This window comes from Pseudomonas sp. dw_612, from assembly GCF_018449725.1.
In the GTDB taxonomy this organism is placed as follows: domain Bacteria; phylum Pseudomonadota; class Gammaproteobacteria; order Pseudomonadales; family Pseudomonadaceae; genus Aquipseudomonas.
On sequence record NZ_JAAVVC010000005.1, the window covers coordinates 50,075 to 72,307 of the forward strand.

The 22,233-nt window shown below is 60.4% G+C and carries 18 protein-coding genes; 12 read left to right on the top strand and 6 right to left on the bottom strand.

Features of this window, described 5'->3' with window-relative positions:
* Position 1: 1 nt before the first annotated feature.
* The gene (gene argJ / locus HB680_RS09755; RefSeq protein WP_213938281.1) at positions 2–1,219 is read right to left on the bottom strand and encodes a bifunctional glutamate N-acetyltransferase/amino-acid acetyltransferase ArgJ; all 1,218 of its coding nucleotides are present in this window, start codon (positions 1,217–1,219) and stop codon (positions 2–4) included.
* Between the two features lie 122 nt (positions 1,220–1,341).
* Positions 1,342–4,077 (bottom strand): preprotein translocase subunit SecA, encoded by a 2,736-nt coding sequence (gene secA / locus HB680_RS09760; protein ID WP_213938282.1) that lies wholly within the window; start codon positions 4,075–4,077, stop codon positions 1,342–1,344.
* Between the two features lie 307 nt (positions 4,078–4,384).
* Between secA and HB680_RS09765 the strand changes: the two genes are divergently transcribed.
* Positions 4,385–4,840, top strand: coding sequence for a DciA family protein (locus HB680_RS09765; protein ID WP_121731271.1), 456 nt, complete (start codon positions 4,385–4,387; stop codon positions 4,838–4,840).
* A 91-nt stretch (positions 4,841–4,931) separates the two neighbouring features.
* On the opposite strand, the gene HB680_RS09770 is transcribed toward HB680_RS09765, so the two are convergent.
* Positions 4,932–6,419, bottom strand: coding sequence for a helicase HerA-like domain-containing protein (locus HB680_RS09770; RefSeq protein ID WP_213938283.1), 1,488 nt, complete (start codon positions 6,417–6,419; stop codon positions 4,932–4,934).
* Between the two features lie 188 nt (positions 6,420–6,607).
* Here HB680_RS09770 and HB680_RS09775 point away from each other — a divergent pair, with 188 nt between their 5' ends.
* From HB680_RS09775 to HB680_RS09790, 4 genes are all read left to right on the top strand, one after another.
* Positions 6,608–8,497 carry a methyl-accepting chemotaxis protein gene (locus HB680_RS09775; protein WP_213938284.1) on the top strand — a complete coding sequence of 630 codons (1,890 nt, stop codon included), beginning with the start codon at positions 6,608–6,610 and terminating at the stop codon, positions 8,495–8,497.
* Between the two features lie 216 nt (positions 8,498–8,713).
* Positions 8,714–9,835, top strand: a complete 1,122-nt coding sequence (locus HB680_RS09780) for a glycosyltransferase family 1 protein (protein ID WP_213938285.1) — start codon at positions 8,714–8,716, stop codon at positions 9,833–9,835.
* On the top strand, positions 9,828–10,604 hold the full coding sequence (locus tag HB680_RS09785) for a polysaccharide deacetylase family protein (protein WP_213938286.1): 777 nt from the start codon (positions 9,828–9,830) through the stop codon (positions 10,602–10,604). The genes HB680_RS09780 and HB680_RS09785 overlap by 8 nt, the downstream gene beginning before the upstream one ends.
* Positions 10,601–11,596, top strand: a complete 996-nt coding sequence (locus HB680_RS09790) for a lysylphosphatidylglycerol synthase transmembrane domain-containing protein (RefSeq protein WP_213938287.1) — start codon at positions 10,601–10,603, stop codon at positions 11,594–11,596. The genes HB680_RS09785 and HB680_RS09790 overlap by 4 nt, the downstream gene beginning before the upstream one ends.
* 165 nt (positions 11,597–11,761) lie before the next feature.
* Here the strand turns inward: HB680_RS09790 and HB680_RS09795 are convergent, their stop codons facing one another.
* On the bottom strand, positions 11,762–11,941 hold the full coding sequence (locus HB680_RS09795; RefSeq protein WP_213938288.1) for a hypothetical protein: 180 nt from the start codon (positions 11,939–11,941) through the stop codon (positions 11,762–11,764).
* A gap of 137 nt (positions 11,942–12,078) precedes the next feature.
* Entirely contained in the window at positions 12,079–12,927 is an 849-nt protein-coding gene (purU, locus tag HB680_RS09800) for a formyltetrahydrofolate deformylase (protein WP_054045042.1), read from the bottom strand.
* A 338-nt stretch (positions 12,928–13,265) separates the two neighbouring features.
* Here purU and mvaT point away from each other — a divergent pair, with 338 nt between their 5' ends.
* Entirely contained in the window at positions 13,266–13,643 is a 378-nt protein-coding gene (gene mvaT, locus HB680_RS09805; protein WP_007945872.1) for a histone-like nucleoid-structuring protein MvaT, read from the top strand.
* Between the two features lie 97 nt (positions 13,644–13,740).
* Here mvaT and sbcB read toward each other — a convergent pair whose 3' ends face one another.
* Complete coding sequence (sbcB, locus tag HB680_RS09810; RefSeq protein WP_213938289.1) at positions 13,741–15,171, bottom strand: exodeoxyribonuclease I; 1,431 nt, start codon at positions 15,169–15,171, stop codon at positions 13,741–13,743.
* 186 nt (positions 15,172–15,357) lie between these two features.
* Between sbcB and HB680_RS09815 the strand changes: the two genes are divergently transcribed.
* The 6 genes from HB680_RS09815 to HB680_RS09840 all read left to right on the top strand — a co-directional run bounded on the left by HB680_RS09815 (position 15,358) and on the right by HB680_RS09840 (position 22,214).
* Positions 15,358–16,083 carry an RDD family protein gene (locus HB680_RS09815; protein ID WP_213938290.1) on the top strand — a complete coding sequence of 242 codons (726 nt, stop codon included), beginning with the start codon at positions 15,358–15,360 and terminating at the stop codon, positions 16,081–16,083.
* Positions 16,080–17,057, top strand: coding sequence for a stage II sporulation protein M (locus HB680_RS09820; protein WP_213938291.1), 978 nt, complete (start codon positions 16,080–16,082; stop codon positions 17,055–17,057). The genes HB680_RS09815 and HB680_RS09820 overlap by 4 nt, the downstream gene beginning before the upstream one ends.
* Complete coding sequence (locus HB680_RS09825; protein ID WP_213938292.1) at positions 17,044–18,588, top strand: DUF4129 domain-containing protein; 1,545 nt, start codon at positions 17,044–17,046, stop codon at positions 18,586–18,588. The genes HB680_RS09820 and HB680_RS09825 overlap by 14 nt, the downstream gene beginning before the upstream one ends.
* Positions 18,585–19,748 carry a DUF4350 domain-containing protein gene (locus HB680_RS09830; protein WP_213938293.1) on the top strand — a complete coding sequence of 388 codons (1,164 nt, stop codon included), beginning with the start codon at positions 18,585–18,587 and terminating at the stop codon, positions 19,746–19,748. The genes HB680_RS09825 and HB680_RS09830 overlap by 4 nt, the downstream gene beginning before the upstream one ends.
* A complete protein-coding gene (locus tag HB680_RS09835; RefSeq protein ID WP_213938294.1) occupies positions 19,745–20,743 on the top strand; it encodes a MoxR family ATPase in 999 nt (332 codons plus the stop codon). Before HB680_RS09830 ends, HB680_RS09835 begins: the two co-directional genes overlap by 4 nt.
* A gap of 139 nt (positions 20,744–20,882) precedes the next feature.
* Positions 20,883–22,214: a DUF58 domain-containing protein gene (locus tag HB680_RS09840; protein ID WP_213938295.1), complete on the top strand. Its 1,332-nt coding sequence runs from the start codon at positions 20,883–20,885 to the stop codon at positions 22,212–22,214.
* The last annotated feature ends 19 nt before the right edge of the window (positions 22,215–22,233 follow it).

Below are 22,233 nucleotides of genomic sequence, written 5' to 3' on the forward strand. Positions count from 1 at the left end.
CTTAAGTCCGGTACTCAGCGTTGATCTTCACGTACTCGTGGGACAGGTCGGTGGTCCAGATGGTTTCGCTGCAATCGCCGCGACCCAACTCGATACGGATGGTGATTTCTTCCTGCTGCATCACCGCCGAGCCTTGGGCTTCGGTGTAGGTCGAGGCGCGGGCGCCGTGGCTGGCGATGCACACGTCGCCGAGGAACACGTCGATCTTGCTGACGTCCAGGTTCGGCACGCCGGCACGACCGACGGCAGCGAGGATACGGCCCCAGTTCGGGTCGGAGGCGAACAGCGCAGTCTTGATCAGCGGCGAGTGGGCCACGGTGTAGCCGACGTCCAGGCACTCCTGGTGATTGCCGCCGCCGTTGACTTCGACGGTCACGAACTTGGTCGCGCCTTCGCCGTCACGCACGATGGCCTGGGCCACGTCCATGCACACTTCGAATACAGCCTGCTTCAACTTGGCAAACAATTCACCGCTGGCGGCGGTGATTTCCGGCAGCGCCGCCTGACCGGTGGCAATCAGCATGCAGCAGTCGTTAGTTGAGGTGTCACCGTCGATGGTGATGCGGTTGAACGACTTGTTCGCGCCGTCCAGCAGCAGGTTTTGCAGGACTTCGCGGGCGACTTTGGCGTCGGTGGCGATGTAGCCGAGCATGGTCGCCATGTTCGGACGGATCATGCCCGCGCCTTTGCTGATACCGGTGACTGTGATGGTCACGCCATCATGCTGGAACTGGCGGCTGGCACCTTTTGGCAAAGTGTCGGTGGTCATGATGCCGGTGGCGGCCGCTTCCCAGTTGTTCACCGACAGGTCGTCGAGGGCGGCTTGCAACGCGCTTTCGATTTTCTCGACCGGCAGCGGCTCACCGATCACGCCGGTGGAGTACGGCAGCACCAGGCTGGCATCGACGCCGGTCAGTTCAGCCAGTTTCGCGCAGGTGCGCTCGGCGGCGGCCAGGCCCGGTTCGCCGGTGCCAGCGTTGGCGTTGCCGGTGTTGGTCAGCAGGTAACGCACCGGGCCTTGCACGCGTTGCTTGGCCAGGATCACGGGAGCGGCGCAAAACGCGTTCAGGGTGAACACACCCGCCACCGTGGAACCTTCGGCACAGCGCATGACCACGACATCCTTGCGCCCCGGGCGCTTGATGCCGGCCGAAGCGATACCGAGTTCAAAACCGGCAACCGGGTGCAACGTTGGCAAAGGACCAAGACCAACAGCCATGAATGCGCTCCTTAATAAATGATGTCTGCACCGCTTTCAGGAAGAACGGTGGTTTAAATGGCAAAACGCCGCGACGGCTGATGCCGGTCGCGGCGCGGGTATTTCAGCGTTTGAAACGGGTTTTACTGGATCTGCCCGTGGCAATGCTTGAATTTCTTGCCCGAACCGCAGTAGCACAGTTCGTTACGGCCCAGCTTCTGTTCGTTGCGTACCGGTGCGGTGGCAAGGGCGACATCGACCTCTTCACCCAGCAGTTCCGGTTGCTCGAGACCCGGCGCTTCATCGTGCTGGAACTGCATGCGGGCGGCCAATGCTTCGGCTTCCTGACGCAGGCGTTGCTCTTCTGCTTCCGGATCTTCGCGGCGAACCTGAACGTGGGACAGCACACGGATCGAGTCGCGCTTGATCGAATCCAGCAGCTCGGAGAACAGCGTGTACGACTCGCGCTTGTACTCTTGCTTCGGGTTCTTCTGCGCATAACCACGCAAGTGGATGCCGTGACGCAGGTGATCCATGGTCGACAAGTGGTCTTTCCACAGGTCGTCGAGTACACGCAGAACGATTTGCTTCTCGAAGGTGCGCAGCGCATCGGCGCTCGCCTGCTCTTCTTTCTCGTTGTACGCCGCCAGCAGCTCGGTCATGAGCTTCTCGCGCAGGGTTTCTTCGTACAGGTGATCGTCTTCGTCGAGCCATTGCTGGATCGGCAGCGCCACACCGAAGTCGCTCTGCAACGCGGCTTCCAGACCGGCCACGTCCCACTGCTCAGGCAGCGATTGCGGTGGAATGTGTGCGCTGACGGTGGCGTTGAGCACGTCCTGACGGAAGTCAGCGATGGTTTCGCCAATGTTGTCGGCGGCCAGCAACGTGTTACGCATGTGATAGATCACTTTACGCTGTTCGTTGTTGACGTCATCGAACTCGAGCAATTGCTTACGAATGTCGAAGTTGCGGCCTTCAACCTTGCGCTGAGCCTTTTCGATGGCGTTGGTCACCATGCGGTGCTCGATCGCTTCACCGGACTGCATGCCCAGGGCCTTCATGAAGTTCTTCACCCGGTCAGAGGCGAAGATGCGCATCAGGCTGTCTTCCAGCGACAGGTAGAAACGGCTGGAACCGGCGTCACCCTGACGGCCGGCACGACCACGCAACTGGTTGTCGATACGGCGCGATTCGTGACGCTCGGAAGCGATCACCTGCAAGCCACCGGACTCCAGCACTTGCTGGTGACGTTTCTGCCAGTCGGCCTTGATCTGGGCGATCTGCTCTGGTGTTGGATCTTCCAGGGACGCCACTTCCACTTCCCAGTTACCGCCCAACAGGATGTCGGTACCACGACCGGCCATGTTGGTGGCGATGGTCAGTGCGCCTGGGCGACCGGCCTGGGCAATGATCTCGGCTTCTTTTTCGTGGAACTTGGCGTTCAGAACCTTGTGTTCGATACCTTCTTTCACGAGCAGGCTGGACATGTGTTCCGACGTTTCAATGGTCGCAGTACCCACCAGCACAGGACGGCCCTGGGTCATGCATTCCTTGATGTCGGCTACGATGGCCGCGTATTTCTCGTCCGCGGTGAGGAACACCAGGTCGTTATAGTCTTTACGCGCCAGCGGCTTGTTCGGCGGGATAACCATCACCGACAGACCGTAGATCTGGTGGAATTCGAACGCTTCGGTGTCGGCGGTACCGGTCATGCCGGACAGCTTGTTGTACAGACGGAAGTAGTTCTGGAACGTGGTCGAAGCCAGGGTCTGGCTTTCGGCCTGGATGTTCAGGTTTTCCTTGGCTTCGATGGCCTGGTGCAGGCCTTCGGACAAGCGACGGCCCGGCATGGTACGACCGGTGTGTTCGTCGACCAGCACAACCTGACCGTCCTGCACGATGTATTCGATGTTGCGATGGAACAGCTTGTGCGCACGCAGACCGGCATAAACGTGGGTCAACAGGCCCAGGTTATGCGCCGAGTACAGGCTCTCGCCTTCAGCCAGCAGGCCGATGCGAGTCAGCATTTCTTCGACGTACTGGTGACCGGCTTCGTTGAGTTCGACCTGACGGGTCTTCTCATCGACGGTGTAGTGGCCAGCCTTGGTGACTTCGCCTTCGACTTCTTCGACGTGCAATTCCAGCTGCGGGATCAGTTTGTTGATCTCGACATACATTTTGGAACTGTCTTCGGCCTGACCGGAAATGATCAGCGGGGTACGGGCTTCGTCGATGAGGATGGAGTCGACTTCGTCGATCACGGCAAAATTGAGTTCGCGCTGGAATTTTTCTTCCATGCTGAACGCCATGTTGTCGCGCAGGTAGTCGAAACCGAATTCGTTGTTGGTGCCGTAGGTGATATCGGCGGCGTAAGCCAGGCGTTTTTCTTCCGGCGGCTGGAATGGCGTGACCACGCCGACCGTCATGCCGAGGAATTCGTAGAGCGGACGCATCCAGTTGGCGTCGCGACGGGCCAGGTAGTCGTTCACGGTGACTACGTGCACGCCTTTACCGGACAGCGCGTTGAGGTAAACGCCCAGTGTTGCCACCAGGGTCTTGCCTTCACCGGTACGCATTTCCGCGATCATGCCTTCATGCAAGGTCATGCCGCCGATCAGCTGGACATCGAAGTGACGCATACCCATGACGCGCTTGCCGGCTTCGCGGGCGACCGCAAAGGCTTCTGGCAACAGCTTGTCGAGGGTTTCCCCTTTGGCGATGCGGGCCTTGAACTCGTCTGTCTTGGCACGCAATTGATCGTCCGAAAGGGCTACCATTTGCTCTTCGAAGGCATTGACGAATTGCACCGTCTTGAGCATGCGTTTGACTTCACGCTCATTCTTGCTTCCAAAAAGTTTCTTTAACAAAGGCGCAAACATATCGGCAGGATCTTCCACACTAAAGGGATGGAGGGCGGCCCCGTGAGTCGCCCGTGCAGCCCTCATGGCCGCATGCGAACGAGCATTCTACCCGGAAACGATGGTGAGGAAAGTGGCGTTATTCCACGATGCATGCACTGCGCTGTTACGGGGCTCACTTAAAATAAGGGCTTTTTACTGAACTTCAAGCCATTCCCGGCAGAAGTTACTTGTTGATTTAATGGGTAAAGCGCTCGCAAAGCAATGGGTCAGGCTCATCGAGTGCTTTCTGCTACCATGGCCTCTCTGTTACTTCAGGTGTCTGATCATGGCATTTCGCCCTCTCACGGCCAGAGCACCCGCCGTTCTGCTTCGCGAAGCCAAACCGCTGAAAGCCATCTTTGGCCATGCTCAACGCCTGGGTCATTTACAACGTCTGGTGGAAAGCCAGTTGCAACCTGCTGCGCGGGAACACTGCCATGTGGCCTCGTGGCGCGAAGGCAGTTTGTTGCTGATTGTCACCGATGGTCATTGGGCGACACGCCTGCGTTATCAACAAAAGCGTCTGCAACGGCAGTTGCAGTTGTTTGACGAGTTCGCCAGCCTGACCCGGATTCTGTTCAAGGTGCAACCGCCGACCGTTCAGCAGGGCGCGGCGGGGCATACCATCAGTTTGTCCAGCGATGCGGGCGCGACGATTCAGGCGACGGCTGACGGGATCACTGATCCGAATTTGCGGGCGGCGCTGGAGCGGCTTGCGGCGCACGCCAAACCGAAAGATTAAAACAAGATCAAAAGATCGCAGCCTTCGGCACCTCCTACAGGGTGTACGCCATCAAATGCAGGAGCTGCCGAAGGCTGCGATCTTTTGCTTTTCAGCGGCGTTTGCTTCCGCCTAATAAAGAGCCCATCAACCCGCGCACCAACTGTCGGCCCAATTGATTCGCCGCCTGTCGCATCGCCGATTTCAGCGCCTGCCCCGCCGCCGTGCCAAGAAACTCCCCGGCCTTGTCGGTAAAGCTCGGTTCTTCCGCCGCCGGCTTACCCGGTGTCGCTTCAGCCTCAGGCGCCAGGCCTTTGCGGCCCATCAGCACTTCATAGGCCGATTCGCGATCAATCGGTTTGTCATAACGCCCCTTGAACGGCGACCCGGCAATCAGCACCGTGCGCTCCGTTTCGGTCAGCGGCCCGATCCGCGATTGCGGCGGTGCGACCAAAACCCGCTGGACCATCTCCGGCGTGCCCTTGTCCTGCAGCGTGCCGACCAACGCCTCGCCGATCCCCAGTTCAGTCAACACCGACAACGCATCAAACGCCGGGTTCGCCCGGAAGCCGTCGGCCACGGCGCGCAGGGATTTCTGCTCCTTGGCGGTGAACGCGCGCAAGCCATGCTGGACCCGCAGGCCGAGTTGAGCCAGCACTTCGTCCGGCAAATCACCGGGTGACTGAGTGACGAAATACACGCCGACGCCTTTGGAGCGAATCAGCCGTACCACCTGCTCCAGACGCTCCTGCAACGCCTTGGGCGTGTCGGCGAACAACAAGTGCGCTTCGTCGAAAAACAGCGCCAGCAGCGGTTTGTCCGCGTCGCCGCGCTCCGGCAATTGCTCGAACAGCTCAGCCAGCAGCCACAGCAGGAACGTCGCGTAGACCTTCGGCGCTTCATGCACCAGACGACTGGCATCGAGCAAGTGAATGCGCCCACGGCCATCGGCGGCCGGTTGCAGGATGTCTTCGAGTTGCAGCGCCGGTTCGCCGAACAAGGCTTCAGCGCCCTGCTGCTCCAGGGTCGCCAGGCGCCGTAGCAGCGCCTGACTGGAACCGGTGGTCATCAACGCCGCGTCGTCACCCAGCAATTGCGGGTTGTCGCGCAAGTGATTGAGCAGCGCTTTCAGATCCTTGAGGTCGAGTAGCAACAGGCCTTCGCGGTCGGCCACCTTGAACGCGGCGTACAGCGCCGATTGCTGGCTGTCGCTCAGTTCCAGCAGGGCGCCGATCAGCAGCGGCCCCATTTCGCTCAACGTGGTGCGCAATGGATGACCGGACTCACCGTGAATGTCCCACAGGGTCACCGGATACGCCTGGGGTTTGTAGTTCAGCCACGGCATCCCGGCGATCCGCTCGGCGACCTTGCCTTGCGGGTTGCCGGCGGCGCCCAGGCCACACAGGTCACCCTTGATGTCAGCAGCAAACACCGCCACACCGGCATCGCTGAAGGCTTCGGCCAGGCGCTGCAACGTGACGGTCTTGCCGGTGCCGGTGGCGCCCGCGACCAGACCGTGACGGTTCGCCAGGCGCATGGCCTGGGCGATCGGCTGCCCCGCGAGGTCGGCGCCGATAACGAGTTGCAATGAGTCAGGCATTTTGTCACCCATGGTTAATCTTTGATCCTTCACGGCCGATAAATAAAGGCGAGAGACCAGACTGAAGAAAGCGTCGGTAATTCCCTAAGGAGAGACGGAATATCAGCTTGTTTTCAACACTGCCCATTTTGCGCGTCTTTACAAAAGTACGCCCCTGGACATTAAGACCTTAGCGGACACCCCAAGCCATGAATAAAAATCTGCGCTTCAGCCATAAGATCCTGCTTGCCGCCGCCCTCATTGTTATCGCTGCCTTTGCCTCGTTCACGCTGTACAACGACTATTTGCAACGCAATGCGATTCAACGTGATCTGGACAACTATCTGCAAGAAATGGGCGGTGTCACCGCCAAAAACATTCAAACCTGGCTGGCCGGTCGCAGCCTGCTGATCGAAAACCTGTCGCAAACCGTTGCCCTGAACACAGAGGCCGGCAACGTCGGCACCCTGCTTGAACAAAAGTCGGTAAGTTCGACCTTTATGGGGGCTTTCCTGGGCAACAAGGATGGCTCGTTCATTATCCGTCCGAACAGCAAGATGCCCGACGGCTACGACCCTCGCGCTCGCCCGTGGTACAAGGCTGCGCAAAGCGCCAGCGGTTCGGCCCTGACTGACCCCTACATCGATTTGGCCTCGGGGCAATTGGTGATTTCCATCGTCAATCGGGTCATCAAAGACGGCCAGGACCTGGGTGTGGTCGGTGGCGATTTGAGCTTGCAAGTGATCGCCGACAGCCTCAACGAATTGGATTTCGACGGCATGGGTTATGCCTTCCTGGTCAGCGCCGACGGCAAGATCCTCGCCCACCCGGACAAAGCGCTGGTGATGAAAACGCTCAAGGATGTCTACCCGCAAGACACCCCGGCGATCAGCAGTCAGCTAAGCGAAATCCAGGTGGACGGCAAAACCCGCATCATGACCTTCACCCCGATCAAAGGGCTGAACTCGGTCAACTGGTACGTCGGGCTGTCCGTGGACAAGGGCAAAGCCTTCTCCATGCTCAGCGAGTTCCGCACCTCGGCCATCATCGCCACCATCATTGCCGTGGCCATCATCATCGCGTTGCTGGGCATGCTGATCCGCATTCTGCTGCAGCCGTTGAACGTCATGACCCGCGCCATGGAGGACATCGCCGACGGTGAAGGCGACCTGACCAAACGCCTGACCATCGTCAACCAGGACGAATTCGGTATCTTGGGCACCGCGTTCAACCGTTTCGTGGATCGAATTCATACGTCGATCCGCGAAGTATCCTCGGCCACCGGCCAGGTCAACGAAGTCGCCTTGCGTGTGGTGGCGGCCTCGAATTCGTCGATGTTCAACTCCGATCAGCAAGCCTCGCGTACCAACAGCGTGGCCGCGGCGATCAACCAGCTCGGCGCCGCCGCTCAGGAAATCGCCCGTAACGCCGCGCAAGCGTCGAACCAGGCCAGCGACGCCCGCAGCCTGGCCGAAGACGGTCAACAAGTGGTGGATCGCAGCATCAAGGCGATGAATCAACTGTCGAGCATGCTCAGCGCGTCGAGCACTAACATCGAGTCGCTGAACAGCAAAACCGTGAACATCGGACAGATTCTGGAAGTGATCACCAGCATCTCCCAGCAAACCAACCTGCTGGCGCTCAACGCCGCGATTGAAGCCGCGCGTGCCGGTGAGGCCGGTCGTGGTTTCGCAGTGGTGGCCGACGAGGTGCGCAACCTGGCGCACCGCACCCAGGAATCGGCGCAACAGGTGCAGACCATGATCGAGGAGCTGCAAGTCGGCGCCCGGGAATCCGTCAGCACCATGAGCGAAAGCCAACGCCACAGCCAGGACAGCGTGGAAATCGCCAACCTCGCCGGCGAACGCCTGAACAGTGTGACCTTGCGTATCGGTGAAATCGACGGCATGAACCAGTCGGTGGCCACGGCGACCGAGGAACAGACCGCCGTGGTGGAGTCGATCAACGTCGACATCACCGAGATCAATACGCTGAACCAGGAAGGCGTGGAAAACCTGCAATCGACATTGCGTGCGTGTTCGGACCTTGAACAGCAGGCGGCGCGGTTGAAGCAGCTGGTGGGCAGTTTCCGGATCTAGCATCTGAAGCGGCCTCTTCGCGAGCAAGCCCGCTCCCACACTGGATCTCAGTCGTACACAAAATCTGTGCTCGCTGAAGATTCAATGTGGGAGCGGGCTTGCTCGCGAAGGCGGCCCATCAAACATCACATCCCTTACTGACACCCCACCGCAAAACCCCAACCGAACATCTATCCTTCATAAAGGTCAACCTAGGGAGAGAACTGGACCGGAGGGATGTTCATCGTGCATATCGCGGACATAACCATGTTCTACGCCCCGGCCAGCGGTGGCGTGCGCACTTATCTGGATGCCAAGCACCGTCGCCTGAGTGTCAAGCCGGGTACTCGTCACAGCCTGTTGATACCGGGAAAACACCTGAGCGAACAGGACGGTGTGTATCAGGTTCCCGCCCCCGCCCTGCCCTTCGGCAAGGGTTATCGCTTCCCCCTCCGCCTCGCGCCATGGCGCAATGTCCTGCAGGATTTGCAACCCGATCTGATCGAAGTCGGCGACCCGTACCTCACGGCCTGGGCGGCGCTGGATGCCCGGCGGCAACTGGATGTGCCAGTGATCGGTTTTTATCACTCGGACTTACCCTTGCTGGTCAGCAATCGCATGGGCAATTGGGTCACCACCAATGTTGAAGCCTATGTCAGCAAGCTCTACGGCAATTTCGACCGGGTGCTCGCGCCGAGTCAGGTCATGGCCGACAAACTGATCGGCCTCGGTGTGCGCAATGTGTTTGTGCAACCCCTGGGCGTCGATTTGCAAACCTTCAACCCCAACGCCCGCGACCCTGGTCTGCGAGCTGAACTGGGCATTGATGAAGACACCCGGTTGCTGATCTTCGCCGGCCGTGGCTCCAAGGAGAAAAACCTGCCGGTGCTGCTCGACTGCATGAAACGCCTGGGGCCTCGCTATCACCTGCTGCTGGTGGGCTCCTCGATGCCGGCCCAGGTGCCAGACAACGTCACCGTGGTCGACGAGTTCTGCCCGGCGGCGCAAGTCGCGCGATTGATGGCCAGTGCCGACGCGCTGCTGCATGCCGGCGACCAGGAAACCTTCGGCCTGGTGATCCTCGAAGCCATGGCCAGTGGCATTCCGGTGGTGGCGGTGGCGGCCGGGGCTTTTCAGGAAATTGTTACCGATCAATGCGGCCTCCTTTGCGCGCCGAACAATCCCCTGGCCATGGCCAACGCTGTGCGAGAGTTGTTCAGCCGGGGCAGCGTCATCCTCGGCGAACAGGCCCGGCAACATGTCGAACGGCATTACGCCTGGGACGCGGTGGTCAATAGCCTGCTCGGCCACTATCACGCCGTGCTTGGCAGCCAATGGCCGCTGACCGCCAATGGCTGAATCCACGCCCCCACCAGCGCTGCTCCTGGTGTTACACGATGTAGCGCCGCAGACCTGGGCCGATTACCAATCTTTTGTCGAAGCCGTCGACGCCTGGGGCAGGGTGCCGATGACCTGGCTGGTGGTGCCCGATTTCCACAAACACAACGATCTGGAGGCACATCCGGGCTTTCGGCGGATGTTGAGCGGTCGTGTCGAGCGCGGCGATGAACTGGCGCTGCACGGTTACTTTCATTGCGACGACAGTCCACCGGCAACGACGCCTAAAGACTGGTTCATGCGGCGCATTTACACTCACGAAGGCGAGTTCTACAGCCTGTCCCGGGACGCGGCCCTCGCTCGGCTGCGCGCGGGTATCGAAGTGTTTCACCGTTACCATTGGCCCTTGCAGGGCTTTGTCGCGCCCGCCTGGCTGATGAGCGAAGGCACGCGCCAGGCGTTGCGCCAGTTGCCATTGAGTTACACCAGCGATCCGCAACACCTGTATCGTTTGCCGGACTTCAACGCGATCGATGCGCCCGGACTGGTCTGGAGTGCGCGCAGTGCCTGGCGTCGCGGGCTGTCGAAACTGCTCAGCGATCAGCGCGAACAGCGCTGGCAGCAGGCGCCGGTGATTCGCCTGGGCCTGCACCCGGTGGACATGCGCCATGGATTTTCCCGCGATTACTGGCTACAAACCCTTAAACGCTTACTCGACGAGGGCCGTGTGCCAATGACCAAGGCCGACTGGCTGACGCTGCACCAAGACCGTATCGGCCGCGCCGCATGAGTCGCGGGATTCTGCTGTTCCTCGCCCTGCTCGCGGCGGTGATGATCCCGCTGGTGCTGGGCGGCAACGAAACCTGGTCGCGCCTGCAAAGCTTTCCGTTGAGCGGTTTGCTGATTATGTTCGGCATGATCTTGCTCTGCTGGGTCGTGAACACGATGCGCTTGCGCCTGTTGCTGGGGGATCAACGCGACAAGGTCAGCCGCGTCAAAAGCCTCGGCGTGGTGATGGCGGCCGAGTTCGCCTACTGCGCCACACCCGGCGGCAGTGGCGGACCGCTGACCATCATGGCCCTGCTGGCCCGCAGCGGCGTGCGCCCGGCCAGGGGCAGCGCGGTGTTTGCCATGGACCAACTGAGCGACCTGCTGTTTTTCCTCTGTGCCCTGAGCGGCATTCTGATTTATGCGCTGTTCCAGCACCTCAGTCAGCGCATGGAATGGCTGCTGACGGTCAGCGCCGTCTCGATGTTCGGTGGCTTGGTGAGCTGTGTGGTGGTGGCGCGTTATCACCGTTTGTTGATTCGCCTGAGCGGCCGGTTGCTCGCGCGCCTGAATGTCAAAGCCACCACACGCCTGCGCTGGGCGCGAAAACTCCTGCACTTTCTGGCGGCGTTTACTGACACGCTGAAGTTGCCCGTTGCGACGTTGATCAAGGTGTTTGCCCTGACCTGTGTGCATTGGGCGATCCGCTACAGCGTGCTGTACCTGGCGTTGCGCGGGTTGGGTGCGGACTTGCAGTGGGCCTGGACCTTTTTGATCCAGATGCTTTCGCTGAGCGCGGGGCAATTCAGCCTGCTGCCGGGCGGTGCCGGGGCGGCGGAACTGACGTCGGCGGCACTGTTGGCACCGATGGTGGGGAAATCCACTGCGGCGGCGGCGATCCTGATCTGGCGCGCGGTGACGTATTACTTTTATCTGGTGGTGGGTGGGCCGGTGTTTTTAATGATGCTCGGGCGACCGCTGCTCAAGAAGTTGATGAAGCTCAAGCAGGCTTAGGCTATCCGGACGCCTGCCACGCGCCTGTAGCAGCTGGCGAAGCCTGCGTTCGGCTGCGCAGCAGTCGTAAAACCTGAGCGCCAGGTTTTCCTGATACACCGCGTAGCCTGAATTCACGACTGCTTCGCAGCCGAACGCAGGCTTCGCCAGCTGCTACGGATCCCGTTACGCCTGATCCACCTCGGGTGTGTCGGACTCTGGCTTCAACTCTTCCCACAACTCGGCGGCCCCCGGAAACTCCGTCCCGTCCTCCGGGCTCATGTCGTCCGGGTCATAACGACTCAAACACCCTTCGCCCAACGTGGCGGGCGCCTTGGACGTGGCTTTGTCCAGTGGATCGGCCATGGTCAATATCCTCTCGCTACACAGATCGTTCCCGCGCTCTGCGTGGGAATGCCGCCATGGACGCTCTGCGTCCGCTTAGTGACGCAGAGCGTCACGGGATGCATTCCCACGCAGCGTGGGAACGATCATTGCGTAGTCTAGAACACGACAGTTTTATTGCCGTGCACCAGCACCCGGTCTTCCAGGTGATAGCGCAAGCCGCGAGCCAGCACCATCTTCTCGACGTCACGGCCGAAACGCACCATGTCTTCGATACTGTCGCTGTGGCTGACGCGCACCACGTCCTGCTCGATGATCGGACCGGCGTCCAGCTCTTCGGTGACGTAGTGGCACGTAGCACCAATCAACTTCACGCCACGCAGGGACGCCTGGTGGTACGGCTTGGCCCCGACGAACGACGGCAGAAAGCTGTGGTGAATGTTGATGACCTTGTGGGCATATTCGCTGCACAACTCCGGCGGCAGAATCTGCATGTAACGGGCAAGTACCACCACTTCGGCATCGTGCTGTTTAACCAGACGCGAAACTTCAGCAAAGGCTGGCTCTTTGTCCTGCGGATTGACCGGAACGTGGTAGTACGGAATGCCGTGCCACTCGACCATGCTGCGCAAGTCATCATGGTTGGAAATCACGCAGGAAATTTCGCAGTCCAGTTCATCGCTGTGCCAGCGGTGCAGCAAGTCCGCCAGGCAATGGGATTCACGGCTGGCCATCAACACCACGCGTTTCTTCTGCGCGGTATCGGTAATACGCCAGTTCATCGAGAACTCTTCGGCGATCGGCGCAAACGCTTCGCGAAAGGCTTCGAGACCAAAAGGCAACGAATCGGCACGAATTTCGTGACGCATGAAGAACCAGCCACTGAGATTATCCGAGTGATGGCTCGCTTCAGTGATCCAGCCGTTATGTGACGCCAGAAAGTTACTGACTTTAGCAACGATGCCGACGCGGTCCGGGCAAGCAATCACCAGCCGAAAAGTGCGCATGAGGGTAAAACTCCAGAACTTCGCAAAGGCCGCCATTCTAGCGATTGCGCGACAAAACTGCAGTATTGATGACGTCTTGATCTGCACGCCGCTCAGCACCACGGGTTTCTGGCCGCGTCGCTACCCGCGCGATGGTGTTCTTGAAGCCGTCTTCAAGAGATCAATTGTGAATATCTGTGTTGAATCGTCTGACACTATTTAACAACACATCAAATTTGTGACGGACTCACCGCAACTAAATTAAATAAACTCCGGTTAAATGTTTACTTGATGAAACAGCCTGACTATTATTGCCGCACTGTCCCTGCCATCCTGCGTCCTACATAAGGTAGTCCTCAATGTCCTTGATCAACGAATACCGCGCCACCGAAGAAGCTATCAAAGAGCTGCAAGCCCGTTTGAAGAATCTGTCCCAAGACGACAAACTGCAAACCGAGCTGGAATTCGAAGGCAAACTGCGCACCCTGATGGGCGAGTACTCCAAATCCCTGCGTGACATCATCGCGCTGTTGGATCCAGAGTCCAAAAGCAAAGCACCACGCGGCGGCGCAGTAAAAACTACTGGCACCAAGCGTGCTCGCAAAGTTAAACAATACAAAAATCCGCACAACGGCGAAGTCATCGAAACCAAAGGTGGCAACCACAAAACTCTGAAAGAGTGGAAAGCCAAGTGGGGCGGTGACGTGGTTGAAGGCTGGGCGACCCTGCTGGGCTAAGCCGCACGCCTGTCGCAGACCTGTTCTGTGACACAAAAGAACGCCAGCGGATGCTGGCGTTTTTTATGCCTGGCATTCAGGCTTCAATCATTCGATTTCAAAGACTCAAACGTTTGCGTAATCCCTGGACATAATTTGCCCATTCATTCAGCACCTGTTGCTGAAACGATGTAGCGTTATTTGCCAACTGCGCCGCCGCCTCTGCAAAAGATTCCAGGGTATTCGGCGCGCCCCACTCCGGCGCACTCAAACGTTGCTGACAAAATAGCCGCCAGCGTTCTTGCTCTTCGGAATTCAACGTATCGGGGAAGTTACGTGCGCGATATCGAAACAATAATTCCGGTAAGCGTTCATCATCGAACGGCCATTGTTGTTGCCCTAATTGCACAGGGTCAGCGGCCCGGACTTGCTCACATAGACGCCGATCCCGATCACCGATAAAGCCATCGTATAACTGTTGCTCCGGGTCCTGGCTCGCGGCGAAATCTTCGCTGGCATAAATCGCCATGACTTTATCTCGCCAAACTTGTTGTGCGTCAGTTAGCCGCAGCGCCCGCGCCTGATATAGCGCCATATCCAGCCCCAGCCGTTGCTGATCTTCAGGACGAAGTACCGACAGCGGCGCCACCACCGGGCACTTATTGATATGAATGAGTTTGAGCGGCACCGGCAGCTCGCCTTCCGCCAGATCATCGCGGCGGGTATACAGGCGCTGACGCAACGTCTCGGCGTCCAGGTCGAGCAAGCCCTGCGGGTCCAGGTACAAGTCGCAGACAATCAGCGCGTTCTTGTTCCGCGGATGCCACGCCAGGGGTAACACCACGCCGACATAACTGCGCGCCGCCGAGAAGCGTCCGGAAATGTGCACCATCGGCTGCAACAGCCGAACCTGATCCATCACCTTTTGTTTACTGCGCAACTGAAACAGCCAGTCATACAGCTTCGGTTGTTTTTCCCGGATCAGACGAGCCAGGGCAATCGTCGCGCGAACGTCCGACAAGGCTTCGTGGGCGTTGCCGTGATCGATGTGATTGGCGACCGTCAGGCGATCCAGCTTGAGCGTCACCCGACCTTCGTCGTCGGTGGGCCACACCAGGCCATCGGGACGCAACGCATACGCCGCACGCACCACATCGATCAGATCCCAGCGACTGTTGCCGCCCTGCCACTCACGGGCATAAGGATCGAAAAAGTTTCGATACAGGCTGTAACGGGTCATCTCGTCGTCAAATCGCAACGTATTGTAACCGGCGCCACAGGTGCCGGGCGCCGCGAGCTGGGCATGCACCCGGGTCATGAAATCGGCTTCGCTCAAGCCTTGTTCGGCCAGACGACTGGGCGTGATACCGGTAATCGCGCAGGCCGCCGGGTGCGGCAGGATGTCGTCACTGGGCTGGCAATACAGATTGACCGGCTCGTCTATTTCATTGAGTTCGAAGTCGGTGCGAATCCCCGCGACTTGCAGCGGGCGGTCGCAGCGGGGATTGATGCCAGTGGTTTCATAGTCGTACCAGAAGATGGAGGTCACGGGCTGTTCCTGAACTGAAGACCGGCGAAGTCTAGGCGCAGATCAGTCGCTGCGGCCAGTCATCTTGTCATTCAATCATTTCCGGCTTTGCATCGTGCAATACATAGTTATGTCGTTTTCCCCCGAGAGGCTGCTAGCATCGGGCGGACATCGAATCCCGATCCGGCCACGTCATTCAGGTTGCCCATGCTCGAGACCACAGCACTGCCAAGGAAAGCGACGCTGTCCCCGCCTCTGGACACGCGGTATCAAGTCGAAACGCCCGAAGGCATCGACTTGCCACTGCGCCCGGCCGGGTTGATGGTCCGTGCGCTGGCATTCTCCATCGACCTTGGCCTGCGCGGGTTGATCCTCGGTGCGTTGTTCATCGTGTTGGCGTTCCTCGGCAAACTCGGCGCCGGGCTGGGTTCGATCCTGCTGTTCGGGATCAGTTGGTGGTACATGGTGCTGTTCGAAGTGCTCAACCAGGGTCGCTCGCCGGGCAAGCAATGGATGGGATTGCGCGTGGTGCAGGATGATGGCGCGCCGGTTGGCTGGTCGGCCTCGCTGCTGCGCAACCTGTTGCGTTTTGTCGATCTGTTGCCGTTCGGCTATTTCCTCGGTGCCATCAGTTGCCTGCAACATCCTACCTTCAAGCGCCTCGGCGACCTCGCCGCCGGTACACTCGTGGTCTACAGCGAACAACGGCTCACAAGGCCGGACCTGCCCGACGCCCAACCCCGGCGCCCGGCCTTTGCCCTGACGCTCACCGAACAGCGCGCCATCCTCGGTTTTGCCGAGCGCCAGGGTGAACTGTCCCCGGCACGGGTCAATGAACTGGCGACCATCCTCGCCGGCCCCTTGCAGGTTCCGCCGCCACGGGCCGTGGCCGAACTCAACGGCATCGCCCGCGGCTTGTTGGGCCCCACATGAAGCAAAGCCTTTTCGAAAGTCGCCACAAGGCCGAATGGGAACACTTCGCCCTGGTCCTCGACCGGTTGGAACGGGGCAAGGACGCCTCACGCATCGCCAGTTTTGCGAAAGACTATCGCCGCCTCTGCCACCACCTGGCCCTGGCCCGGGAGCGCGGCTACAGCAGTTTCCTGGTGGACTCGTTGCAGCATCAGGTACTGCGCGGGCATCAGCAGTTTTATCGGCACCGCAGCCGACTGGGGGCCAACGCGCTGGCGTTCATCCTGGCCGACTTCCCGCGGCTGGTGCGCCAGCAGTGGCCCTTCGTACTCGCCGCCGGCCTGATGTTTTTTGGCAGCCTGATCGGTATGGGCCTGTTGGTTTATTTCTTCCCGGACCTGATCTACAACCTGATCCCGGCCGATCAGGTCAGCGAGATGCAAAGCATGTACGACCCGGTCGCCGGGCACCTCGGGCGTTCGGCGGAACGGGCGGCCAGCGAAGACTGGGTGATGTTCGGCTACTACATCATGCACAACATCGGCATCGCCTTTCAGACCTTCGCCAGCGGTTTGCTGTTTGGCCTGGGCAGCGCGTTTTTCCTGTTCTTCAACGGCTTGACCATCGGCGCAGTGGCCGGGCACCTGACCCACATCGGTTACGGGCAAACCTTCTGGTCATTCGTGATCGGCCACGGCGCTTTCGAATTGAGCGCCATCGTCCTGTCCGGCGCCGCTGGCCTGCAATTGGGTTGGGCGTTGATCGCGCCGGGGCGTTTGCCCCGTGCTGAAGCCTTGCGCCTGGCCGCGCGCAAAAGCGTGTTGCTGATTTGCGGGGTAATGCTGTTTCTGTTGATAGCGGCATTTATCGAAGCTTATTGGTCGTCCACGACCGCGCCCACGCCGATGACCAAATACCTGGTCGGCGCCGGACTCTGGATCGTGATGGCGTTGTATCTGCTGTTGGCCGGACGGACTTCCCATGCGCCTGAGTGACGCTACCGTGATGATTCGCCCGCGCAACACCTGGGAAGCCATGGACCTCGGCGTGCTGCTGACGCAACGGCATCGCCGGCTGTTGATGACCAGTTGGGCCATCGTGACCTTGCCGGTGTTCGCCCTGCTCACTGTGTTGCTGTGGGATTCGCCGTCCCTGGCCGTGTTCATTTTCTGGTGGCTCAAACCGGCGTTCGAGCGGCTGCCGTTGTACATCCTGTCGAAAACCCTGTTCGGCGAAACCCCGACCCTCAAACAAGCCCTGCGCCAGTGGCCACGCCTGCTCAAGCCGCAATTGCTCGCCAGCCTGACCTGGCGCCGCCTGAGCCTGAGCCGCAGTTTCCTGATGCCGGTGGTGCAACTCGAAGGCCTGGACGGTACGGCTCGCCAACAACGCTTGCGCGTGCTGCTGCAACACAATGCCGGCGCCGCGCAGTGGCTGACGATCATCGGCGTGCACCTGGAAACCGCGCTGTGGATCGGTTTGATGGTGCTGTTCTATCTTCTGCTGCCGCAACAGATCGAACTCGACTGGGACTGGCAAACCCTAATCGCCGCTGCCACCCACGACTGGCGCTGGCTGGAACACCTGACCAATGCCTTTTACGCATTGATATTGGTGGTGTGGGAACCGATCTATGTGGCCTGCGGTTTCAGCCTTTATCTGAACCGGCGCACGGTGCTGGAGGCCTGGGACATCGAACTGGTGTTCCGCCGAATGCGTCAGCGCCTGAGCAACGTGGCGGTTGTCCTGTTGCTGGCGGGGGTTGTCTTGATACCGGGCACACAAAGCGTCTGGGCTGCCGAGCCGGTCATTTCGCCGGACACCCCGCGCCTGCTGGACCAGCCCCTGACCAGCCAGGCGTCCCGGGACAGCATCAAGGCGATCCTTGAGCAGCCGCCGTTCAAGAACAAGGAATCCGTCACCCGTTATCGTTTTGGTGAAGACAAGCCCGACGAGAAAACCCCGGACAACGGCCAGACGCCCGAATGGTTGAAGACGCTGGCCAGGCTGCTGGACAGTCAGCACTTCGGTGCCCTGGCCACGCTGATCGAAGTGTTGCTTTGGGGCAGCGTGATCGCCGGCCTCGGGTTATTGATCTGGCGCTACCGCGACTGGTTGCTGGCGTTTGTCAGTCGTCGACCGGTCTTGCGTCGCACGGTCAATCGCCCAATGCCCAAGCAACGGTTCGGGCTGGACATGCATCACGAAACCCTGCCCGCCGACGTCGCTGCCAGCGTCGAAGCCCTTTGGCAAACCAACCCTCGCGAAGCCCTCGGGCTGCTTTACCGGGCGCTGCTCAGCCGTTTGCTGCATGACTACAACCTGCCCTTGAAAGATGCCGACACCGAAGGGCAAGTGCTGGCGCACATCGGGCAACTGCAACAACCGGCGTTGTTGGCCTTCAGTCAAACCCTGACCCGCCACTGGCAGAATCTGGCCTACGGACATCGTTTGCCACCGGCGCAGTTGCAACAGGAACTCTGCGACGGCTGGCGCGCGCTGTTCAATCCGGGAGCCGCCCGTTGAGCCGGCGTGGTTGGCAAACCCTCGGCGCCGCCATTGCCGTGCTGTTCGGCGCACTGATTATTTTTCTGTTCCTAAAGGCCACGCCTTATCAGGAGATCGTCGATCACGGCCCTTCCCCCGAGGCCCGGGCCAACCCCTATCTGGCGGCGGAGCAGTTTCTGCGCAAGCAAGGCGTCGAGGTGACCCACGCCAACAGCCTTGATGTGCTGCCCGGCATCGACCCCCGTCAGCACAGCCTCTTGTTGCTCGGCGACCGCTCGAACATGTCCCCGCGCCAGATCGATCAGGTGCTGAACTGGACCCGCGCCGGCGGCCGTCTGCTGTTCATCGCCGAATCCCTGTGGGATGAGAAGACCGGCCAGAGCAATGACCTGCTTTTGGACCGGGTGCAGTTGCATCAATCCCTGAGCAAAGACCTCAAGGACCCGCCCCCCGATCCGATCGACGATCCGTACCCGAACCTGACCAAGCTTTACCTGGAGGACGAAGACGCCCCGGCCTACCTCGGTTTCGACACCGCGTTCCATCTCGAAGACCCGAAGGACCTCGCCCAGGCCTGGGCCAACAGCGGCAAGGCCACGCACATGATGCAACTGCCCCACGGGCTCGGTTCGATCACTGTGGTCACCGATGCCGACCTGTGGAAAGCCCCGGCCATCGAGCAATACGACAACGCCTGGCTGCTCTGGTACTTGAACGCCGACACCAGCGTTACGTTGCTGTACAACACCGATCACGATTCGCTGCTGACCTTGCTGCTGCGATATTTCCCTCAGGCCCTGGTCGCCCTCGCTGCCCTGATCGGCCTCGCTTGCTGGCACGTCGGCGTGCGTCATGGCCCACTGCTGCAACCCGCCCCGCGAGCCCGTCGACAACTTCAGGAACACCTGCGCGCCAGCGCCGATTTCATGCTGCGCCGCAATGGGCAAAGCCACCTGCTGCAAGCCTTGCAGCAAGACGTCCTGCGTCGCGCCCGCCGCCGTCACCCCGGTTTTGAACAATTGGCGGTTGCCGAACAATGGCTGGTGCTCGCGCGCCTGACCCGGCAGCCCACCCGCGCCATCAGCCAGGCCCTGAGTCCGCGCCCGAAACAGCGGCTGTCCGCCGCTGAATTCAGCCGTCAGGTCGCCCACCTGCAAACCTTGAGGAACGCCTTATGAGTGACATCGAGCCCGGCACACCCAACCACGCCGCCCAGCAACGTCAGCGCGCCAGTCAATTGGCCCAGACGGTGCGCAACGAGTTGCAGAAAGCCGTGATCGGTCAGAACAGCGTGATCGATGACGTGCTCACCGCGTTGATCGCCGGCGGCCACGTATTGCTCGAAGGCGTGCCGGGGTTGGGCAAGACCTTGCTGGTGCGGGCGCTGGCCCGTTGCTTCGGCGGCGAGTTCGCGCGCATCCAGTTCACCCCAGACCTGATGCCCAGCGACGTCACCGGGCACGCGGTGTACGACCTGCAAACCGAGCAGTTCAAATTGCGCAAAGGCCCACTGTTCACCAACCTGTTGCTGGCCGACGAAATCAACCGCGCCCCGGCGAAAACCCAGGCCGCGCTGCTTGAAGCCATGCAGGAACGCCAGGTCACCCTCGAAGGCCGGGCGCTGCCGATTGCGCAGCCGTTCATGGTGCTCGCCACGCAAAACCCGATCGAACAGGAAGGCACTTATCCGCTGCCGGAGGCCGAACTGGATCGCTTCATGCTCAAGGTGCGCATGGACTATCCCGACGCCGAGCAGGAGCTGGACATGGTGCGCCAGGTCACCCGTTCGACCCGCGCGGACATGCTCGATGTGCAACCGCTGCGCACCGTGCTGCAGGCCAAGGACGTCATGGCGTTGCAACGCATCGCCAGCGACTTGCCTCTCGATGAACAAGTGCTCGACTACGCCATTCGCCTGGCCCGCGCCACCCGCACCTGGCCCGGCCTGACCCTCGGCGCCGGGCCACGAGCCTCGATTGCACTGGTGCGTTGCGCCCGGGCGCGAGCGTTGCTGCGCGGTGGCGAATTCGTGATCCCGGATGACATCAAGGGCTGTGCGCTGGCGGTGTTGCGCCACCGGGTGCGGATTGCGCCGGAGCTTGATATTGAAGGGCTGGATGTCGATCAGGTGCTCGGACAGATGCTGGATCAAGTCACGGCGCCGAGGGTGTGAACGTCTTGATCAAAATTCGCGTGACGGGAAGAAAAGATCGCAGCCTTCGGCAGCTCCTACAGATGTTGCGCCTTTACTCAATCGGTGTAGGAGCTGCCGCAGGCTGCGATCTTTTAAACAGACAGCGCGGTGCCAAATAATGAAACCCTCGCGCCTGCTGCTGATATGGCTCACGGTGCTGCTCGCCCTGGGCATCGCGCTGGGAACACTGCGGGCGCTCGATATAGCGATGCCGCAAAACCTGCAATCGATCAGTTGGGGGTTGCTGCTGGCGCTGCTGGTGCTGACGCTGCTCGATGCCATCCGCCTCAACCGCCTGCCATCGCCGCGCCTCAAACGCTTGATGCCCGGCAGCCTGGCACTCGGGCGCTGGGGTGAAGTGCAGTTGGAGGTCGAGCATGATTTTGCCCAGCCGCTGAACGTGCAAATCTTCGATCATGCCCCCGACGGCATGAGTGTCGAACATTTGCCGCAAGCGGTCGAACTGCAACCCGGCCAACGCAGCCTGATCCGCTATCGTCTGCGTCCCTTGCGCCGCGGCCACTTTGCTTTCGAGCAGTGCGAAATCAACCTGCCGAGCCCGCTGGGCCTGTGGTCCGGCAAACGCCTGCTGCCCGTGGCCGACAGCACCCGGGTCTACCCAGACTTCGCCCGCCTGTATGGCGGTGAGCTATTAGCCGTGGACAACTGGCTCAGCCAGCTCGGCGTGCGTCAGCGCCAACGGCGCGGCCAGGGGTTGGAATTCCATCAACTGCGCGAATACCGCGAAGGCGACAGCCTGCGCCAGATCGACTGGAAAGCCACCGCCCGGCAACGCATGCCGATTGCCCGGGAGTATCAGGACGAGCGCGACCAGCAGATCATTTTCATGCTCGATTGCGGCCGGCGGATGCGCAGCCAGGATGGCGAACTCAGCCATTTCGACCACGCGCTCAATGCCTGTCTGTTGCTCAGCTACGTAGCGTTGCGCCAGGGTGATGCGGTGGGCTTGAGTACGTTTGCCAGCGATGAGCCGCGCTACCTCGCCCCGGTCAAAGGTTCGGGTCAGCTCAAGGTGTTGCTCAATGGCGTTTACGACTTGGGCAATACCCAGCGCCCCGCGGATTACCAGGCCGCCGTCAGCCAATTGCTCGCCCGGCAGAAACGCCGGTCACTGGTGGTGCTGGTGACCAACCTGCGGGACGAAGATGACGACGAGTTGCTCGGCGCCGTGCAGCGTCTGGGGCAACAGCACCGGGTGTTGGTTGCCAGCCTGCGGGAAAACACCCTGGATGAGTTGCGGCACACGCCGGTGCAAACGTTGCCCGAAGCACTGATGTATTGCGGCACGGTCGACTATTTGAACGCACGGGCCGAACTCCATGAGCGGTTGAATGCGCATGGCGTTCACATCATGGATGCCCGGCCCGCCGACCTGGGGGCCGAACTGATCACGCGTTACCTCAGTTTGAAAAGAGGTAACTTGCTCTGATGACATGCCAAACAAGCGG

Excerpts from the sequence above, each read along its gene's own strand:
- argJ (WP_213938281.1), bottom strand. The coding sequence starts at position 1,219 with ATGGCTGTTGGTCTTGGTCCTTTGCCAACGTTGCACCCGGTTGCCGGT.
- secA (WP_213938282.1), bottom strand. The coding sequence starts at position 4,077 with ATGTTTGCGCCTTTGTTAAAGAAACTTTTTGGAAGCAAGAATGAGCGT.
- HB680_RS09765 (WP_121731271.1), top strand. The coding sequence starts at position 4,385 with ATGGCATTTCGCCCTCTCACGGCCAGAGCACCCGCCGTTCTGCTTCGC.
- HB680_RS09770 (WP_213938283.1), bottom strand. The coding sequence starts at position 6,419 with ATGCCTGACTCATTGCAACTCGTTATCGGCGCCGACCTCGCGGGGCAG.
- HB680_RS09775 (WP_213938284.1), top strand. The coding sequence starts at position 6,608 with ATGAATAAAAATCTGCGCTTCAGCCATAAGATCCTGCTTGCCGCCGCC.
- HB680_RS09780 (WP_213938285.1), top strand. The coding sequence starts at position 8,714 with ATGTTCATCGTGCATATCGCGGACATAACCATGTTCTACGCCCCGGCC.
- HB680_RS09785 (WP_213938286.1), top strand. The coding sequence starts at position 9,828 with ATGGCTGAATCCACGCCCCCACCAGCGCTGCTCCTGGTGTTACACGAT.
- HB680_RS09790 (WP_213938287.1), top strand. The coding sequence starts at position 10,601 with ATGAGTCGCGGGATTCTGCTGTTCCTCGCCCTGCTCGCGGCGGTGATG.
- HB680_RS09795 (WP_213938288.1), bottom strand. The coding sequence starts at position 11,941 with ATGGCCGATCCACTGGACAAAGCCACGTCCAAGGCGCCCGCCACGTTG.
- purU (WP_054045042.1), bottom strand. The coding sequence starts at position 12,927 with ATGCGCACTTTTCGGCTGGTGATTGCTTGCCCGGACCGCGTCGGCATC.
- mvaT (WP_007945872.1), top strand. The coding sequence starts at position 13,266 with ATGTCCTTGATCAACGAATACCGCGCCACCGAAGAAGCTATCAAAGAG.
- HB680_RS09815 (WP_213938290.1), top strand. The coding sequence starts at position 15,358 with ATGCTCGAGACCACAGCACTGCCAAGGAAAGCGACGCTGTCCCCGCCT.
- HB680_RS09820 (WP_213938291.1), top strand. The coding sequence starts at position 16,080 with ATGAAGCAAAGCCTTTTCGAAAGTCGCCACAAGGCCGAATGGGAACAC.
- HB680_RS09825 (WP_213938292.1), top strand. The coding sequence starts at position 17,044 with ATGCGCCTGAGTGACGCTACCGTGATGATTCGCCCGCGCAACACCTGG.
- HB680_RS09835 (WP_213938294.1), top strand. The coding sequence starts at position 19,745 with ATGAGTGACATCGAGCCCGGCACACCCAACCACGCCGCCCAGCAACGT.
- HB680_RS09840 (WP_213938295.1), top strand. The coding sequence starts at position 20,883 with ATGAAACCCTCGCGCCTGCTGCTGATATGGCTCACGGTGCTGCTCGCC.